Source organism: Micromonospora sp. NPDC047548, assembly GCF_040642975.1.
Classification (GTDB): Bacteria; Actinomycetota; Actinomycetes; order Mycobacteriales; family Micromonosporaceae; genus Micromonospora.
In genome coordinates, this window is sequence record NZ_JBEYTI010000041.1 from 17512 (window position 1) to 36849 (window position 19338).

6 protein-coding genes and 3 pseudogenes are annotated in these 19338 nt (G+C 69.9%); 2 read left to right on the plus strand and 7 right to left on the minus strand.

Annotation, left to right across the window (positions count from 1 at the left end; translation table 11 throughout):
* Window positions 1-34: 34 nt before the first annotated feature.
* The gene (locus ABZ807_RS27410; RefSeq protein ID WP_357163903.1) at window positions 35-4306 is read right to left on the minus strand and encodes a discoidin domain-containing protein; all 4272 of its coding nucleotides are present in this window, start codon (window positions 4304-4306) and stop codon (window positions 35-37) included.
* A gap of 343 nt (window positions 4307-4649) precedes the next feature.
* Here ABZ807_RS27410 and ABZ807_RS27415 point away from each other — a divergent pair, with 343 nt between their 5' ends.
* Entirely contained in the window at window positions 4650-5735 is a 1086-nt protein-coding gene (locus ABZ807_RS27415; protein ID WP_357163906.1) for a LacI family DNA-binding transcriptional regulator, read from the plus strand.
* 111 nt (window positions 5736-5846) lie between these two features.
* On the opposite strand, the gene ABZ807_RS27420 is transcribed toward ABZ807_RS27415, so the two are convergent.
* The 3 genes and pseudogenes from ABZ807_RS27420 to ABZ807_RS27430 form a co-directional block, all read right to left on the minus strand.
* A complete protein-coding gene (locus tag ABZ807_RS27420; protein WP_357163909.1) occupies window positions 5847-7889 on the minus strand; it encodes a glycosyl hydrolase family 28-related protein in 2043 nt (680 codons plus the stop codon).
* A 121-nt stretch (window positions 7890-8010) separates the two neighbouring features.
* Window positions 8011-9057: pseudogene (locus tag ABZ807_RS27425) on the minus strand (transposase); the annotation flags it as partial.
* 73 nt (window positions 9058-9130) lie between these two features.
* The gene (locus ABZ807_RS27430) at window positions 9131-11377 is read right to left on the minus strand and encodes a M4 family metallopeptidase (protein WP_357163911.1); all 2247 of its coding nucleotides are present in this window, start codon (window positions 11375-11377) and stop codon (window positions 9131-9133) included.
* A gap of 92 nt (window positions 11378-11469) precedes the next feature.
* On the opposite strand from ABZ807_RS27430, the pseudogene ABZ807_RS27435 reads away from it, so the two are divergent.
* Window positions 11470-12016: pseudogene (locus ABZ807_RS27435) on the plus strand (IS6 family transposase); the annotation flags it as partial.
* Window positions 12017-12070: 54 nt separating this feature from the next.
* Here ABZ807_RS27435 and ABZ807_RS27440 read toward each other — a convergent pair.
* The 3 genes and pseudogenes from ABZ807_RS27440 to ABZ807_RS27450 all read right to left on the minus strand — a co-directional run.
* Window positions 12071-12256: pseudogene (locus ABZ807_RS27440) on the minus strand (transposase); the annotation flags it as partial.
* A gap of 108 nt (window positions 12257-12364) precedes the next feature.
* Window positions 12365-12811, minus strand: coding sequence for a hypothetical protein (locus ABZ807_RS27445; RefSeq protein WP_357163914.1), 447 nt, complete (start codon window positions 12809-12811; stop codon window positions 12365-12367).
* A 4-nt stretch (window positions 12812-12815) separates the two neighbouring features.
* A complete protein-coding gene (locus ABZ807_RS27450) occupies window positions 12816-19118 on the minus strand; it encodes a DNRLRE domain-containing protein (RefSeq protein ID WP_357163917.1) in 6303 nt (2100 codons plus the stop codon).
* Window positions 19119-19338: the final 220 nt, after the last annotated feature.

Consider the following 19338-nt stretch of genomic DNA (forward strand, 5'->3'; position numbering starts at 1 on the left):
GAGCCACCGCCGGGCACCGCGGTCGAACTGGTGGTCAGGGGTTGACCGTGATGGTGAATGTGGAGGTCGTGTTCCTGATGTTCTGGTAGTTGCTCCGGAAGGTCAGGTTGTTGAAGGTCGCCGACCCGACCGCCGGTCCCTGTCCCGACTCCGGCAGCTCATTGGCCCAGATCCCGAACCCGGACTTGGCGTCGAACGCGTCACCGCTGCGCTGGGCGCCGGAGATGGTGATGTTCGTGAGGACGGTGTCGGTGACCGGGGTCTGCTCCGGGTATTTGGTCTGGAACATGATCCCGTGGTAGGTCGGGTCGACGATGTCGACGTCGCTGATTCGGATGCCGCGGAACTCCTTCGAGGCGGCGAAGAGCCAGATACCGGGGAAGGTCTGTGCCCCCCAGAAATGGCCGCCCGCCCGGACGATCGAGGCGTTCTCTATCCGGGTCGGTGTGGTGCCGAACCCGACGAACGGATAACCGAAGTCCAGCGAGCTGATGGTGATGCCGGCGTACGTCAGCGTGTCCGCGATGTAGAGGTTGCGGAAGGTGTTGTTGGCGCCGCCGTAGACCGCGATGCCGGCCGCCCGCCAGGTGAGCGTGGCGGTCAGGTTCTCGAAGATGTTGTTGTTGTTGCCGACCGCGGCGCCCTGGTCGGTGGCGGAGAACAGCGCGAACGCGTCGTCGCCGTTGCCTCGGCCCTCGTTGTTGCTGACCAGGACGTTGGTGGTGCCGTTGGTGAAGTTCACCGCGTCGGCGAAGGTGTTGCGGAACCGGGAGTTCTTGATCGTGACGTTGTCGTTGTGCACGCCCCAGTACGCGCAGACGGTGTGCTCGACCCAGACGTCGTCGATGGTCAGGTTCGAGACGTTCATCAGTTCGCCCCACACCTTGCCCGGGCCGTCGATGCGGGAGGTGTAGTTGCCGAAGAACGCCAGGTGCTTGAACGAGGAGCCGTTGGCCGTGCCCTGGACCGCGAAGCCGGCGTCGGTGTTCTCCTGCCCCTGCGGGGTCTGGAATCTCGTGTACCAGACGCCGGCGCCGAGCACCTGGACCGGCTTGCCGTACACCTGGAGCTTCTGGGCGGTGTCGTAGGTGCCCGGCGGCAGGTAGATGCCCACCTTGGTGCCGGTGGTGTCCATGCGTACGGCGTCGAGGGCGTTCTGCAGGTCCTGGTGGCTGAAGCCGGCCGGGACGACGTACCTGCTCGGGTCCGGGTTGACGATCGGCGACACCTGCTCCAGATTGACGAAGTCGATCGCGTACTGGGACGTGTTCGCCGCGTCCTTCTGCAGCCGGATGGTGCTGCCCTGCGGGACGCTGCTGTCGAGCAGGATGTTGGCCTCGTCGTAGATGTGGCGCGGGCTGCCCGCCCCCGGCGAGTTGCCCGGGGAGGCTTCGGCGCCGTAGAGCCACATGTACTTGGAGCTGAGCGGAATGGCCTTGTGGAAGGCGCCGTTGACGTAGATGTTCAGCGTGGTGTTGATCCCGCCGCCGCCGGCCGCGTCCGGGATGGAGAATCGGACCACCAACGTGTTGGTGGGCACCCGGGTGGTCCATTGCACGTAGCTTCCGGTGCTGTTCAGCGTGACCGCCTTCCGGCCGGACGCCTCGCCGGCCAGGTCGCCGATCGTCCGGTTCGGCCCGACGACCTGGGCACCGCCGCCGACCGTGCCGTCCTCGGCCTCGTACATGTCGTACGGCAGGTTGGCCCCGCGGCCGACAAACAGCGACGTGGTGCTGGTGTTGTTGGCCTGCTTGACGGGCAGCTCGTTCGGGTCGACGGCGAGTACCACCTGCACGGTGTACCGGCCGTTGACGGCCGTCCAGGTGCCCAGCGACACCGGCGTGGCCGTCGCGCCGGCTGCGACCGTCCCGGCGACGGCACCGCTCAGGGTCGCCACCGTGGTGTTGTTCGCGTCGATGATCCGCAGCGTGATGCCATGCGAGCCGGAGCCGGACGCGATGGTGCCCTGGTTCTTGACGGCGACGGAGAAGGTGACCGCGTTGCCGGCCGACGGTGTGCTCGGCGACCAGGTCACCGACGCCGCCACCAGGTCGGAGCTCTGCACCGGGCTGACCACGAGGTTGGTGCTGCTGGTGAAGCTGTTGTTGGCGTCGTTGAGTTCGATGACGGTGTTGGCCTCGTCGACCTTGGCGGTGAGCTGGTAGCTGCCGGCGTCACGGGTGCCGATGCCCGTCGACACCGTGGTGGAGGCGCCGGCGGCCAGCCCAGCGACAGCCGCGGTGCCCACCTTGGCGGTGCCGAGGTAGAGGTTGACCTCGGTGGCGCCGGACGCGGCGGTGCCGGTGTTCGCCACGGTCGCCGACACGGTCACCGGATCCGTCTCCACCGGCGCGGACGGGCTCCACGACAGGCTGGTCACCTGCAGGTCCGGGTTGGGCGCCGGCGTGCCGATCACCTGGAACTCGGCCACCTGGCCGCCGGGGGCACCGGTGTTGCTGGCGATCTGCAGCCGCACGTCGGCGACGCGTCCGGTCACCGGGATCGTCACGGTGTTGGCCGACGACGGGTTGAAGGTGTGGTCCTGGGCGGCGGCAAGCGTCGTGAAGGCGTCGGAACTCTGCTCCCGCCCGAGGACCTGGATGTTCTGGGTGCGGGTCGCCCAGCTCGGGTCCGGGTTGAGCTTGACCACGACGGAGGTGACGTCGGCGTTGGCGCCCAGACTGACGGTGAGGGTGCTCGGGAAGCCGGCGCCCTCGAAGTACGTGGTGACGTCGTTGTCGTTGGCGTTGGTCGGCACGTAGATGTAGGTGTTGGCGGAACCGGTGATCGGCTTGCCGACCGCCAGGTTGGCGCCACCGCCGCTGCCGACGCGGGTGACCGTGTTGCTGGCGGCGGAGATGTTGCTGGCGGCGTCCTTCGCCTTGACGTGGTAGGACACGGTCGCCGTGTCGGGCTGGCTGTCGGTGTACGAGAGGGTCGAGCCGTTGACGCTGGCGCGCAGGGTGCCGTTGGCGTAGATGTCGTAGTCGGTCACGCCGACGTTGTCGGTGGCGGCACCCCAGGCGAGCCGGATCTGGCCGGAGCCGGGCTGGGTGTAGGTGAGGTTTGTCGGTTCCGTGGGGGCGGTGGTGTCACCGCCATGGCCGCTCCGCGTCACCGTGTTGCTGTTGCCGGACTGGTTCCCGGCCGCGTCCCGGGCCCGCACGTAGTAGCTCACCGTGGCGCTGTCCGGCTGGTTGTCGGTGTAGCTCGACGCCGTTCCGGGCACGCTGGTGAGCAGGTTGCCGTTGAGGTAGATGTCGTAGTTGGTCACGCCGACGTTGTCGCTCGACGCGTTCCAGGTCAGCCGGATCTGCCCGCTGGTCGGCTCGGTGTAGGCGAGGTTGGTGGGCGCGGAGGGGGCCTGGGTGTCGCCGGTGCCCGGCCCGTAGACCTCCAGCTCGCCCAGTTGCGCGGCCGGCCAGCCGGTGTTCGCGGTGAAGTTCAGCCGCACGTACCGGGTGGTGGTGGCGTTGACGTTGATGGTCACCGTGCTGCCGCTGGCCGGGTCGAAGGTGTACGCGGCGGAGCCCACGATGTCGGCGAAGGTCGACCCGTTGGTGCTGCCCTGGACGCTGAGCGTCTGCGTCCGCGTCGGCCAGCCCGAGGTGGGCAGCTTGAGCACCAGCCGGTTGACGCTGACCGAGGCGGCGAGATCGACCTGGATCCACTGCGGGAACGCGTTGTTGGCGCTCTCCCAGTAGGTGGCCGGGTTGCCGTCGTTGGCGCGGCTCGCCGCGTAGACGTCGGAGTGGCTGCTCTCCGTCATGGTCCTGCCCTGGGCGAGGTTGCCGGTCGAGGTCGCGGTGCCGTACACCTCGAGCTCGGAGAGCTGTCCGGCCGGCCAGCCGGTGTTGGCGGTGATGTTGAGCCGGACGAAGCGGGTGTTGGTTGCCGGGAAGTTGATGGTGACGGCGTTGCCCGACGCCGGGTTGAACGTGTAGGTGGCGGAGGTGACGATCGTCGCGTAGCCGGTGCCGTCGAGGCTGCCCTGGACGGCCAGGGTCTGGGTCCGGCTGCCCCAGCCGGTGGGCAGCCGCAACACGGCCTGGTCGATGCTGGTGGCCGGCCCGAGGTCGACCTGGACCCACTGCGGGAAGGCGTTGTTGGCACTCTCCCAGTAGGTCGCCGGGTTGCCGTCGGTGATGTTGCTCGAGGAGTAGACGTCGGTGGAGCTGCTGGCCGAGGTGGCCTTACCGGCGGCGAGGTTCGGCCCGCCGGCCCCCTGGGCCGGCAGGGCCGGCGCGGATGCCACGGTCAGGGCTGTGACGGCGACTGCCGTGAGCAGTCGGTGCAGCGTTCTCATGTGCGACCTCAATCTTCCGCGGGGACGCGTTCGCGGCGTGGCGGGGGCGGCGCCGCGAGAGGCAGGGCAGGGGTCGCTCACTCGGTACCGTGCGAGGCGGCCCGATCGGCCCTGCCGAAGCCGCACCGGTCGAGCCTCCTCCCGTGGGGAACGAGAGGAGCGACGGTAGGAACGGACGTAACGCCGGCAAGAATCGTAGAGATCGTTGCAAATCCTTGCGGTGTCAGGAAGGCTACCGAGGTGCTACGCGACGGTCAATGGGGCCGGACAGCTATTATTGACGGATTTCGCTGCCAACCCGATCGTGCAAGCGGTTGCATTGGTATGCACTATGATTGCGCTCGTGACACGCAGGTTGGCGGAAGTGGCCAGGTACGTCGGAGTCAGCGAGGCGACCGTGAGCCGGGTGCTGAATGGCAAACCCGGCATCTCGGATGCCACCCGGGCCTCGGTGCTGACGGCCCTCGACGTGCTCGGGTACGAGCGGCCCTCGAAACTACGCGGCGAACGGGCCCGGCTGGTCGGGCTCGTGCTGCCCGAGCTGCAGAACCCGATCTTCCCGGCGTTCGCCGAGGTCGTTGGCGAGGCACTGGCCAAACGAGGGCTCACCCCGGTCCTCTGCACCCGTACCGTGGACGGCCTGTCCGAAGCGGACTACATCGACATGCTGCTCGACCAGCAGGTGTCCGGGGTGATCTTCGCAGGCGGCAACTACGCCCAGGCCGCCGCCGACCACGGCCACTACCAGCGGCTGCTCGACCGCCGACTGCCGGTCGTGCTGGTCAACGCCGGCATCAGCGACCTCAAGTTCCCCACCGTGGCGACGGACGACGCCCACGCCGTCGACCAGGCGTACGCACACCTGACCACGCTCGGCCACAAGCGGATCGGGCTCATCCTCGGCCCGCGTGACCACGTGCCCTCGTCACGCAAGCTGACCGCGTTCCAGCAGTTGACCGGGGCGGTCGACGACCGGGACGACGACGTGGACGACTCCCCCGCCGGTGGCCTCATCAAGCGGACGATCTTCTCCATGGAAGGTGGGCACGCGGCCGCGACCCGCCTGATCAAGCGCGGCGCCACCGGCCTCATCTGCGCGTCCGACGTCATCGCGCTGGGCGCCATCCGGGCCGTCCGACGACTCGGCATGAGCGTCCCCGGGGACGTGTCCGTGGTGGGTTACGACGATTCGGCGTTCATGGCCTGCACCGACCCGCCGCTGACCACCATCCGGCAACCGATCGACGCGATGGGCCAGGCCGCGGTGAAACTGCTGGTCAGCGAGATCGCCGGCAACGCCGTCCCGACCGACGAGCTGGTGTTCGAGCCCGAACTCGTCGTACGCGGGTCCACCGGAGCGGCGCCCAGTGCGCCCTCCGCCCCGCCGGCGAAGCGGCGGACCCGCCGCACCGCGACCGCCCGGTCCTAGTCCGGGACCGGCCCCGTGGGCCGGTTCGGCTGTCCCGCCGCGGACGAGCCGGGCGCGGGCGGACGGTCCAGTCACGCGGACCGCACCGCCCGCCGGCGAGTGCCCCGGGCATCACCACGCGGACGGCGGCGGTGGCGGGACCACCGGGGGACGGTCGTCGCAGGTAATGGTGTTCGGCAGCTCCCAGGGGGCGAGCCACGGGCCGGTCGTGCCGCCGCCGTCGTTGCCGCCGAGGTCCGTCAGCGCAAACTCGGAGCCGGCCGGGGTGAAGTGGAACGAGCCGCAGTTGTTGACGCCGACCGCGCCCACGTTGCGCGCGTCGGCGTTCTCGAAGGACGCCGAACCGGCGACCCGGGCGCTCACCACCGAGGTTCCCGTACCGTCGATCCTGATGTCCTTGAAGTGCACCCCGGTGATCGAGTACAGGTCCTTCACCGACCACTCGCTGACCAGCATGATCGCGTTGTACGTGCTGTCGAGGTAGTGGTCACCGGTCACCCGGATGTCCGCGTCGATGCTCCGGTCGAGCGCGTAGAGCCAGATCGCGCCCAGCCCGATGCTCCAGTTCAGCTCGTACGTGCCGGCCCGGACCACCGTGTTGTTCGTGATCCGCAGGTGGCCGGCGAAGGGCTCGGCGCCGAATCGGGACCCGGCGTGGATACCGCTGCCCTCCCGGATCGGGTCGGCAAGCAGGTTGTTCGAGACCGTGTTGTCCGTGCCACCGTAGATCGCGATGCCGTTGGCCAGCGTCGGGGTCTGCACGGTGTTGTGGTCGAACATGTTGTTGGCGTTGGTGGTCTGCTCCGCCCACATGGCGAGGGCGTCGTCGCCCGTGTTGCGGATGAAATTGTTCGCCACGACGGAGTTCGTCACACCGGTGTGGAAATTGATCCCGTCGGCGATCTGGTCGACGATGACGTTGTTGGTGATCCGCAGGTTCGTCATCGGGCCGTCGAACCACATGCCGACCTTGGTGTGGCGGATGTAGAGGCCGTCGATGGTCGAGTGGCTCATCGCCCCACCGACGCCGTTCACCTGGTCGGTGTCGATCCGCTCGCGGACGTCGCCCTCGATCGCGAAGCCGGAGAGGTGGACATTGCGGCTACCGCCCGCCGCGGCGTCCCTGCCGTAGAAGCCGACACCGGTGTGCACTGAGCCGTCGGGGGCCGGCGGGTCGAGGGCCACCTCCCTACCCTTGATGATCGTGTACCAGCTGCCCGCCCCCTCGATCGTGACGTCGTCGACGACGATGTGGCGGTTCACCTGGTAGGTGCCCGGCGGGAGGTAGACCGGACGGTGTGCCCGCCGGGCGAAGGCAATGGCCTTGTCGATCGCGCCGGCGGAGTCGCGCCGGCCGGTCGGGTCGGCGCCGAACGCCAGCACGTCCGCGGCGGCGGGCCGCCGCCGCGGCGGCCCGACCAGCTCCGAGTCGAGCAGGTCGATGACCGTCCACGCGGCGCCGCCGGCCGGCGCCGTGAGCCGCACCCGGTCACCCGCACGGTAGGTGCCGCCGAGGAGCAGCCGCTGCTCGTCGTAGAAGTGCATCGGGCGGAACGGCTTGGGGATGGCCGGGAACGGCGTCGTGGCCGACGGCACGCAGGAGCACTCGGTGATCCACCAGTCGGGGTGCAGCAGCCCGGCGGTCGGGTCGTTGGTGAACGGATACTGGTTGTAGAGCCAGGCGTACTGCGACGTGAGCGCCATCGTCCGCTTCGGCCCACGGTTCACGGAGACGTCGAGCGGCGAGGTGATGCCGCCGCCGCCCGGCGCGTCCGGGATGCTGTACCGCACCGTGATCGCATTGGCCGCGCTGGGGAGGGTGAACTCGACGTACTGGCCCGCGGTCAGCTTCACCGCCCGGCGGCCGGACGCCTCCGCCGGCAGCGTGTACGCGGACCGGTCCGGCCCGATGACCGTGCCGTTGGTCGCGGCGTACTCGGCCTCCTGCTCGACGAAGCCCACGCTCGCGCCGCGGCCGGCGACCAACGACGGGTCCAGGGCGGCGCGGGTCACGACCGGCGCCGGCGCGGCGGAGACGACGACGGCCAGCGCGGGGGCACCGGCGACGCCGACGCCCGCGGCGGTCGCCAGCGCGACCCAGCGCGATCGCCGCCTGGACCACCCCGCCGCAACTGCGATGATGCTCCGTGCCATGGATGACTCGTTTCTCTCGGGATGGTTGCGGGTCACGGAACGCACGGGACGGAGTGCTGGGCGTCCGGTGACCGCATCCGTCACTGATTGACCGGTGCGAAACAAGCTGAGCGCGGTCATGCTATGGCAGGTTCCTGCCGTGCTCAAGCAGGCTTTTGCGATTCCCCATAGATTTTTTGCGGGGCACCGATGCGGCCTGTCCGGCCCGCCACCCAATCCGAAACCGCGACTGAACTGGGCCGACCGTGCGGTGCTCGCCGCCCTGATCCGGCCGCTGCCCCGAGTACTGCGCGCGCACCGTCTGGTCACCCCGGCCACCATGCTCGGCTGGCATCGGCGGCTGGTCGCACGTCACTGAAGCTACCCTCGCCGGCTGGGCCGCCCGCCGATCAACGTCGCGGTCGCCCGGCCCGTTCTTTCGGTCGCCGACGAGGACCAGCCGGACCGGTTGGGGTCCGAACACTCCGTACCAGAGGCAGTCGAGCACGGCGATCCGCGTGGTGTCGGTCCGCCCGTAGCGGGCGGCGTCCACCGTCTGCCACACCGCGTTGACGGCGGCCTGCGATGGGGTGCCGATCCGGTTGCCTTTCAACCGTGGCCGCCCGCAATTGCCGGTGGGTGGCGGTGCCCGGTGATACAGCACGGCCTTGCGGGGCAGCCGGGTGGTCCGAGTGATCTGGACGGGCAGGTCCCGCAGGACTTTGCCGTGGCATGCGGCGTCGGCGACCATGTGGATGCGTCGGCCCGGCAGCCGTCCAGCGATGATCGTGACCATCTCATAGGACAGTTCGACCGTCGAGGGGTTACCCTTGCCCTGCCACCGTCGGCACCACACCGGCAGGCACAACGGCCGGGACATGAACGACACCCGCACGATGACCTCGACCACCACCCACCGGTGACCGAACGCCAGCTTGTTGCGGCTGGGGGCGGACCCGTCATGGATCCACCCGGCCCCGTGGACCTGCTTGCCCCTGCGGCGGTGCGCGGTGTCGTCGACCTCCAGCAGCAGATCCGCATCCGGGTCCACCAGATGGGCCAGGTCCAGGTCCAGGACGGTCAGGCCGAACCGGTCGACCTGCCAGCGGGCCGCGGAGAACAACCGATGCGCCCGATCATGCGACCAGGACTGGGCCAACCCGGCCCCGGCAAGCATGCCACAGACCGTGCATCGCCCCGGTCTGGGCGAAAGGCGCCACCGTGACCGTTACGTCCGGTGGCGCCTTTCTGGAACGGGACTGTCAGAGGGTCAGGGTCCAGCTGTTGATGAAGCCACTGTCACCCGATGCGACGTCCTGCACACGCAGCGTCCAGGTGCCGTTGGCGGTCTCGGAATGCAGGTTCTTGGTGTAGACGGTGTCGATGTTGTCGGTGCCGGCGCCGGTGCGGTTGTGCAGGTTGTAGACCGTTCCATCAGGCGCGATGAGGTCGACGATCAGATCACCGATGTAGGTGTGGACGATGTGTACCTCGATCTTCGACTTCCTAGACGGGGCGGTCGCGCAGCCGTTGACGGTGATGGTGCTCTCTGCCGTGGACAGGTCCGGGATGGCCACGTCGTTGCCGTTGGTCTGGCTGCATCCGGGCGGGCCGTTGACGGTGAGGTTGTAGGTGGTGGAGCGGGTGGAGAACGGTCCGGTGCCGGTGACGGTGACCGGGTAGGTGCCCGGCGGCGTCGACGCCGACGTGGCGATGGTCAGGGTGGAGGTGCCGCCGGCGGAGTTGACCGAGCCGGGGTTGAACGACGCGGTCGCACCCGACGGCAGGCCGGACGCGGACAGGGTGACCGTCTGCGCCGACCCGTTGGTCAGGGTGCTGGTGATCGTCGACGTGACCGACCCGCCCGGGTTCACCGAACCCGCGGACGGGGCCGCGGCCAGCGAGAAGTCGTTACCCACCGGGCAGGACGCGTCGCTGCCGGCCACGTTGACCGCGGTCCAGGCGGCCTGGACGGCCTTGTATTCGGCGGAGCACAGCCCGTACAGGTCGGTCGCGGCGGACAGGCTGTACGCGCGTGACGTGTTGCCCGGGTTCGTGGTGTTCACGTACGACGTGTTGGAGGTGAAGTAGACGTCCAGGGCCCGGAACCAGATCTTCTCGGCCTTGGCGCGGCCGATGCCGGTCATCGCCGGTGCGGTGCCGCACAGGGGGCTGGTGCCGAACGGGGTGGCGCCGGTGCCTTCGGCCAGGTTGAAGTAGAAGTGGTTCGCGGGGCCGGAGGAGTAGTGCACGTCGACGTTCTTGGTCGAGGTGGACCAGCAGGTGTGGCTGGATCCGTCGAGGCCGGGGTTGTACATGTAGCGCAGCGGGGTCCCGTTGCCGTTGATGTCGATCTTCTCGCCGACCTGGTAGTCACCGGGGTCGGAGGCGGTGTTGGCGAAGAACTCGACCATGTTGCCGAAAATGTCCGAGGTGGCTTCGTTGAGGCCGCCGGACTCCCCGGAGTAGGTCAGGCCACCGGCGACCACGGCATCGGTCACACCATGGCTCATTTCGTGGCCGGCCACGTCCAGGGAGACCAGAGGTTTGGCGTTGGCGGAGCCGTCGCCGTAGGTCATCTGCGCGCCGTCCCAGAACGCGTTCACATAGGCGCTGCCGTAGTGCACCCGCGACGGGACACCGGTGCCGTTGCCGAAGATGCCGTTACGGGCGTGCACGTTCTTGTAGTAGTCGAACGTGACCGCGGCACCGAAATGCGCGTCGACGCCGGCCGACTGCCGGTTGGAGTTCGTGCCGTTGCCCCACACGTTGTCCGCGTCGGTGAAGTTCGTGCACGTCGTCGTCCCGTTGTTCATGTCGCACGTGTTGCCGTTGCCGTGCGACGGGTCGATCATCGTGTACGTCGCCCCGTTCAACGTCGTGTCGACCGCGACGCTGCCCGAGTAGATGCTGTTACCGGTACCCGCGACGGTTTCGATCTCGTCGAATGCACCCACGTACGAGCCGGTCACCGCGTCGCTGATCACATGCAGCACCGACGGGGTCTGCCGGTCCGGCGCCCAACCCCGCACCACCGTCTCCCACGCCAGGTGCCCGCGCCCGGACGAGGCGTCCACGAACAGCTCCGGCGCACCCACCGAGGTCGACGTACCCGTGAAGTGCGCCTTGGCGACCTTGGCCGCCGCGGCAGCGGTGACCTTGGGCGTCGTCGACAGGGCCAGGGGCGCGATCAGGCCGTTCGACGCGCCCGCGTACGAACCGTCCGCCTTCGTGTGGATCACGAAATCGCCGCCGTACACCCGCAGACCCGCAAACGACCGCGTGTACCGCACATGCCCGGCACCACTCGCATCCGTCTTCGAGCTGTACACCGTGTACGCATCCCCGCCGGCCGCACGCACATCAGCCTTATGCTGAACAAGCGCCTGACCAGCAGCAGCCACAACCGACACCGGACCAGCCGGCGCCGCCTGCCCGGCCGGCGCCGTACTCACCAGGAAACCACCCACCAGAAGGGCAGCCCCAGCGATCCCGAAGGATCTTTTCATTCAGTCCTCCTCGACTAAATTTTCATTACGTGGCGGTAGCCATCCAGGCATTTATATATCGAAATTTGTTCGATGAACATACCCCTGCGTCCTTCCGGTGGGTGCAACGGTTTACCCCGCTGCTGGCCGACGCCGCCCGGTTCTGCCGCCACGAGCCAGGTGACAGGTGACAGGTGGCATGTGGACGACACTTACGTGAAGGTCAACGGGGTTTGGCGGTATGTGTACCGGGCCGTCGACCAGCACGGCCAGGTCATCGACGTGCTCGTGTCGGCACGCCGGGACGCAGCCGCCGCCCGGAGGTTCTTCCGCCGGGCGCTGGCCACGTTGGAGGTGACTCCGTCCGAGGTCGTGACGGACGCGGCGGCAGTCCACCCCGGCGTGCTCGACGAACTGATTCCCTCAGCGTGGCACCACGTCGAGCGGTACGCCAACAACCCGATCGAAGCCGACCACAGCCGGCTCAAGCACCGGCTCAGACCGATGCGCGGACTTCGCAACGACAGGACAGCTCAAGTGATCATCGCCGGACATGCCTTCGTGCAGAACCTTCGCCACGGACACTACGAACTCGGACTCGACGCCCCGCCCGCGATGCGCATCGCCGAGGCGTTCACCAAACTCGCCCAGGTGATCTGACCGGCGTACCCGGCACAGTTCACCGCGTCTGCCGATCCGTCAACGCAACGGCGCCTTCTGGATCCGTTGGCATTCGCTGGTGTGGGCCTGAATGAGCCGCTTGCGGTACCGGGTCAGGTCCCGCAACTCGCGGACCGGTGGCGGCGGCACGAAACTACCCCGCAGCAGTCCGTGTTCCAGCAGCTCCGCCAGCCACTCGGCGTCGAGAACGTCGCTCTTGCGGCCGGGCAGGATCTTCACGTGGTGGGCGTTGACCAGCTTCAACCCGCACGTCCACCGCCGGCCTCCTCATCCTCCTCAACACCCCGGGGCGGGATCGGCAGGGCCAACCGGGTAGGCCATGGAATCTCAGAAGAAGACGGTGAGCAGGACGACGGCGTCCAGCACACCGACCACCACCAGCCAACCGGCGGTGAACAGCGGGTGCCGGGCCAGCCGGGCGGTTCCGCGCTCGCTCAGGTAACCCAGCGCGGCGTTGACGACACCGACGCAGGCACCGAGGGTGAGCACGCCGACGGCCAGCATGCCACTGCTGCTCAACGGTGACCGGAACGGCAGCGTGGCCACCGCCAGCAGCACCGCGAGCACCAGCCAGAGCGCGTGCAGGAACCGGGCGGCCAGCACCGGCGCGCTCTCCTCGTCCAACCGCGGCGGCCGGGGCCCGAGCACCGCCGCCAGCCAGCGCCGGTACTCGGCCGCCAGACCCCAGGACCAGCGGCGGGTCAGCCGATCCAACCCGCCCGCCAGTCCCAGTGTCATGGCGTACGGCAGCGGTGGCCGCCCGGGACCCGGCACGCCGTCACCTCCTACGCTTCGTGCGCCAGCTGCGGTAGTCACGGTATCCGTCCCGGCCCGCCGTGTAGGACGACCACACACCCCAGCCGGTGTCGATCCGGTCTGCCCGGCGGACCACCTTCCGTTGGTACCTGCGGTTCTTGGCGGCAGCCTGCTTCCGCTTCTTCTTGTAGTACTTGCTGCGACCCGGGACTCCCTTCGGCGCACTCTTGATCCGCCGGTTCTTGACGAACTTGCCGCCGTAGCGCAGCGCCTTGGCGGCGCCGAAGGTGCCCACTCCGACGAGGTCGACCCACCCGCTGCGGTCGCCCTTGCGGATCTTGTAGATGCCCCGGCCCAGCGAGATCCCGGCGGAGATCACCGCGCACGGGCCGCAGCCGAACATCGCCGCGAAGCCGAGCACCGCGCCGGTGCGGTCGAGCCACTTGCCCCAGCCGAACCGTCCGTCCAGGTCGAAGCAGTTGACCGGGTCGCCGGAGCAGTAGTCGTACGGGTTGGCGTTGCCGCCGTACACCGGGTCGGTCTGGAGGAACCGGCCCGTGGTCGGGTTGTAGAGCCGTACCCCCATCAGGACGATGCCGGCCGGGGTGTCCGCTGCCCGCTGGTTCGCGCCCAGCCACCCGTAGCGCTGCGTCCCCGCGTTGTCCGGGTTGCGCGGTGCGCCGTACTCGGTGCTCTCCGACGTGGCGGAGAGCCCCTGGTCGCCGGGGCGGATGCTGGCCACCAGATCGCCGTGCAGGTTGCGCAGCTGCCACTCGGCCTGGCCACTGTCGCTGTCCCAGCTGGCGGCCAGCGCCGACAGGCCGGTCACCGCCCGCGTCCAGTGGCCCGCCGACTCCTGGGTCCAGGCCGGGTTGTCGCTGTCGTCGTCGTAGTGGTGGACCGCCTGCACGGCCACCCCGGAGGCGTTGTCCGTCCAGGACCGGATCCGGTTGCCCGTCACGTCGAGGGTGTAGTCGGTGGTCCGCGCGCCCTGGGTGATCCGGTCCACCAGGTCCGTGACGTGGTAGGCCACGGTCAGGTCCCCGCTCGCCGACACGGCGGTGTCGGCCGCCGGCACGGTGGTCGTCCGGCCCAGCGCGTCGTACCCGTACCCGGTGCTGGTCACCCGGTCGGCCGTGTCGTAGCTCCAGCTCCGCGTGCCGGCCGCGGTGGTGCTCTGGCAGGCACCGTCGGCCCCGGGGGCGTACGTCGTGGTCGAGGCGCGGTTGCTGGCCGTGCTGAACGCGTACGTGCGGGTGGTGCACTGCTCGCCGACGGTGTCCTCGACGCTGGTCAGTCGGCCGACGGCGTCGTAGCCGTAGGTCTGGTCCGACAGGGTCGAGACGTGCCGCCGCCACTGGCCGTGGCCCGACTCGGTGACCGCCTCGCTGAACAGGGTGCAGTCGGCCTGTGCACAGCCCGGGCGGGTGTAGGTGAGGCCCACCGGGGTACCGGTCTCGTCGTATTCGGTGCTGACCACCACGCCGTTGGGCCAGGTCTCCGACACCAGGGTGCCGTCGGCGTCGTAGCCGCCGCTGAAGGTGCCGACCTGCCCGTCGTCGACCGCGGTGAGCAGGTCACGGCGACCATCCACGCCGTCGTAGTGGTAGGTCCGGGTGGCCTTTCCGTCCGAACTGGTCGACACCCGCCCGAGCAGGTCGTACCCGGTGGTCGAGGTGTTGCCGTCGGCGTCGGTGTAGGAGACCTGCCGCCCGAGCCGGTCGTAGCCGCGCACGACCTCGGCGGTGACCGTGTCGCCGGTCACCGACTGGACCCGGGCCAGCGTCCCGGTGGCCGGGTCGTAGTCGCTGCGCTGCACGGGGATCGCCGCGCCCAGCCCGGTCGCCGCGGTCACCGCCGTCTCCCGGACCCGGCCAGCGCCGTCGTACGTGGTCGTGGTGGTCCGCAGGACACCGGCGCCGGTCTTCTCGGTGATCGTCCGCAGCTGGTGGTAGAGGTCGTAGGTGGTGACGGAGTACGGCACCTCCGGCCCGGTCGCCGGCTGCCCGCCGGGCTGGGTACGGCAGGTGAGGCCGGCCCACTCCGGCCGCAGGTCACACTCGGCGTGGCCCGAGCCGGACGTCGCCCGGTAGGCGACCGTCTGCCGGGTGTACGGGGTGGTGGTCGAGGTGCCGCCGGCCGGCAGGGTGGTGGAGTTCGGCAGCCCGGTCTCCGCGTCGTAGCCGATCCGGGTGGCCAGGGCCTTGCCACCAGGGTCGACGGTCAGCACGGTCGGCTGCCGCAGCGTCCAGTTGTACGCCTTCGTGGTGCGGCGCAGGTCGGTCTCCGTGACCACGCCCCCGGCACCCCAGTACTGGACCAGCTCGTCCTGCGTGGTAACCAGGTGGTACGGAGCGCCCGTGGTGGGTGCCCCCTCGTCGTGGGTGTACCGGGTGACCGACCGGCCGCGAACGGTGGCACCGCTGCCGATCACCACGTCGTGCTCCGGTCCGGTCTCGGCGAGCAGCAGCTGGCCGTCGGCGGAGTAGCTGTTGACCGAGGAGAGCTTCTCGGCCAACGTCGCCTCCTCGATGGAGGTGTCCGACGCGGAGGCGTCCAGGGCCCGGGCCCGGTTGGCGGCGGTCAGCGACCGCACGCTGTTCCCCCACTGGTCGTACCAGGTGGCGGTGGTGTGCCCGCCCGGGTCGACCTCGTTGACCGCACGGGCGTTGGCGTCGAGGTAGGTCACCTCGGCGTGCTCCCAGGACGCCGGCAGCGTCCCCGCGGCCGGGTCGCCGCCGGGCACCTGGTCGGGCGGGAAGACGGCGGTGGCGTCGGTCGGCGCCTCGGTCTGCCCCCAGCGCGCCGTCTGGCTGGGGGAAAGGTCGTACGGGGCGCCGGTGCCGCTGGTCGGCACCTGGTAGACGACGGTGGTGGTGGCGGTGCCGGCGGCCAGCGCGGACCGGGTCACCCGGTGCAGCCGCCCGGTGCCCGGGTCGCCGGGGACGGTGGTGTAGCTGAACTGCCACGGTTCCTGACCGGCCGGGGTGGTCCCGGAGAGGACGCCGTCGGCCCCGTAGGTGTAGGTGTTCGCGACGTGCCGGACGGTGCCGGCGTCGTTCCAGTCCAGCCGCGGGTCCCAGGAGGCCCGCAGCCGGCCGGAGTTGTCGTAGGCGTACCGCGCCATCGGCACGGTACGCATCGCCGGGGTGGACAGGTCCGGATCCCAGGCGGTGAACGAGATCTCCCGGACCCGGCCGAGGTAGTCGCCCCAGCCCGGCTCGCCTGCGCCGGTCGCGGTGGTGGCCGTCGCGTAGCTGAAGGTCAGGGCGCGGCACCCGCGGGCCAGCGTGGTGCAGGCGACGCCGTCGGCGACCGGGGCGAGCATCCGGGTCGGCCGGACGATCTCCTTGCCCGCGACGGTGACCCGCTCCCAGCTGTAGCTGACCGTCTGGTTGTCGCCAGGCACCGTGACCGAGGTCGGGAAGTACTTCCCGGCGGTGGTACCGGTGACCCGGGTGAAGACCGCCACCTGCCCGTCGAGGTCCCGCAGCGTGTACGCGTCGGCCGCGGCGTCGTACGACAGCGTCAGCGCCTCCATCCCGATCTCCGGGTCGAAGGCGGTGGTGCTGCGCCGGGTGAAGCCGATGGTGTCACCGTCCGGCAGCCCGACCTGGACCAGCGAGCCGTAGACGGAGAGCGAGGTGTAGCCGGCGTCGGCCTCGTCGACCACCGCGCCGGAGACCCAGCCGGGCCCGAACATCTCCGCCGTGTCGGCCTGCGCCACCCGACGGGTGTTGTAGGAGCGGGTGACGGTCAGGTCGCTCCCGGGCGCGTCGACCGAGACGTCGGTGTCGGCGAGGGTGTAGTTGCCGGTGAGCAGGTTGACCGAACCGGGGCCGATCTGCTCGGACTCCGCCGACGCCTGCGCCCGGTCAAAGGTGATCTTCACAGCGCTGGAGTAGCCGCCGGCGTCGCCGGTGAAGCTGCCCCGCACCTGCACCGGCCCGTCCCGGGGCACCGACTCGGCGTCCACCGCGGCCAGGGTGGCCTCGACGTCCCAGTTCAGCTTCGGGAAGGCGCCGGAGCCGCTGGTCGGCAGCGGCCAGGCCACGGCGCCGCCGCCTGCGGCCACGGTGACGTCGGCGGCCGGGACGGTGACCCACGGGTCGCTGTCGCCCCGCCGCCACTGGTAGGTGACGCCGGTCGCCGTCGACCGGCCGACCCCGGTGACCGCGACCTTCGCGGCGGTGACGTCGCCCGTCTTCGGGCCGGTGACCGCACCCGCCCCCACCGAGAACGAGTAGCTGCGGATCGCCGACTGGTTGCCGGCCCGGTCCCGGCTGCGCACGTAGAGGGTCTGCGGCCCGTCCGCGCTCGGGGTGATCGAGACGCTGGCGCCCGCGCCGAGGCTGGGCGCGTTGACGCTCAGGTTCGGCGGGTTGACGTTGAGGCCGTACTCGTACGCCGCCACGTCGGTGACGCCCGACGCGCCGAAGGTGAAGGTGCCGGCGGTGCCCGCCGCGCCACCCCACTGACCCGCCGGGTACGACGTCGAGGAGACCGCCGGCGCCGCCGACGGCGCGGTGGTGTCCACGGTGAACTCGCAGGTGGCCGACCACGAGCCGTCCACGGTGCCGTCGTTGCCCTGGGCCCGCCACTTGTAGGTGCCGCCCTCGGCGAAGGCGCCGGAGGGCACGGTGGCCGCGAGCCAGGAGCCGGAGGCGCCGGGACCGACCACGCTGGAGCCGAGCAGCGCGCCGGCGCTGGTCTGCCACTCGAACCTGGCCTTGACCGGCGACGCCTCCCCGTCGGTGATCTTGGCACGGAGCTGCGGCGTCCGGCTGTTGACGTACGGCCGGCCGGTGCCGGTGGCGCAGACCGTCGTCGGCACCGTCGCCAGCGCGCTGACCACCGGCTTCGACTGGTAGGTGATGCTCAATTTCGGCGGGTTGGCCGCCGCCTCCCGGGAGTTGAACCGCTTCCAGGAGTAGTTGTCCGTCTCCGAGGTCGCCCGGATGCCGATGTTCACCGACGTCGAGTGGGCGTCGGCGGCGTGCTGGAAGGCGTCGGCCACCGTCACGTTCACCCAGCCGTCGCCGCAGGTGGTGCTGTAGCCCTTCGTCTCGGTGGAGGTACCGACCTTGGCGTCCCACGTCGGCTGGGCGGTCCAGCGGGTCGCCGTGCTGACCGCGCCGACCCGCCACGCCTCCCAGGACCTGGCAGTGCAGGAGTACGAGTGGAACTCCCACAGGCTCAGCGTCGCCGACTGCACCTGCTTGTCCCAGAGCCAGGTGTTGACGCTGTCGAAGCGGAGAAAGGACCGGGCCTTCGTGGTGCCGCCGTCGTACGTGCCGAGCTTCAGCTCGGTCGCCGCGGACTGGTCGGAGGTGTAGCTGGACTGCACGAACGCGTCGAAGTTGACACCGATGCTCTGGGACGGGTCGATGGTCACCGGGTAGCTGGTGGCCGGGTCGGCAAGGAAGTCCCGGTCCGGCTCCAGCACCAGCCCGGTCCGGTCGCCCTGGCCGTCGAGGCTGAGCCCGACCGGCGCGCGCCGGCGATGCTCTCCGGAGGCGGGGTCGACCGCGGCGTCCCACATCAACGGGGCGCCGACACTTCCGATCCGCTTGCCCGAGCGGTTGCGGATCTCGAGCCCGCCGGCGCCGTCGCTCCGCGCCGTCGCACCCTCGGTACGCCAGGGCAGCCGGATCCGGCGTACCTGGGCCGCCGCCGCCCGGTCCTTCACGATGAGCAGCTGCTGGTAGCCGGTGCGGGTGGCGGTGACCTCCAGGTCCACCCCGGGACGGACGTCCGGGTAGGTGGCCCGGTTGCCGTCGAGCACGGGCTCGGGCAGCGCGCCGGTCCAGCCGAGCGTGGCGCGGTTCCCGGTCGCGCCCAGCGTGACCAGGGCGTGCTCACCGGCTCCGGCGGCGCCCGAGAACGTCAACCCGTACGGGTGGGCAATCGGTGCGACCGATCCGTCCCCGCGCCGGTGCAGCGTCAGGTCCACGTCGGTCCAGCCGCCGGTCCCGTTCCGCATCCGGACCGGGCCGGCCGCGATCTCCGCGGTCACGGCGCCGGACGGCAGCGCCCAGAACTGGGAGGTCTCCGAGGTGAGACCGGTGATCAGTACCCGCTCGCCGGTCATCCGGGCGGTGATCAACGCCGCCGTCTCGTCCGGCCGCTCCAGCACCGTCGTGGTGGCCTGCGTGGCCTGCGTGGCCGACGGGGGTGCCGCGACCGCGGGTCGCGGCGCCCTCCACTCGGCCAGCGTCGCCGCGAGCACGACCGTGAGGAACACGATCAGCGCCTGGCCGTACCGCCCGCGCACCAGATCGGCGATCCGTCGAATGACGACGGACGACTCCGGACCAGCGTGCACCGCTGCCTCCCTGTCTGATCAACAAAAGTGAAGGCAACGTACTGATCGGAGTCGAAGAACGGTACGGCATCGTTGATCTTCAAACCGGTCAGACGGATCGGGGTGGCCGATAAGATGATCTACAAACGTATGCAAATTAGGAAGATCGTGTGAACTTGTCCCGTTCAGGCGTCGATCAGGCGGAAGAGTTCCGGTGACTGATCAGGCGCTCGTCGGCGGG

What these genes read in the sequence shown, in the direction of transcription:
- ABZ807_RS27410 (WP_357163903.1), bottom strand. Translation starts at nt 4,306, where the DNA reads ATGAGAACGCTGCACCGACTGCTCACGGCAGTCGCCGTCACAGCCCTG.
- ABZ807_RS27420 (WP_357163909.1), bottom strand. Translation starts at nt 7,889, where the DNA reads ATGGCACGGAGCATCATCGCAGTTGCGGCGGGGTGGTCCAGGCGGCGA.
- ABZ807_RS27430 (WP_357163911.1), bottom strand. Translation starts at nt 11,377, where the DNA reads ATGAAAAGATCCTTCGGGATCGCTGGGGCTGCCCTTCTGGTGGGTGGT.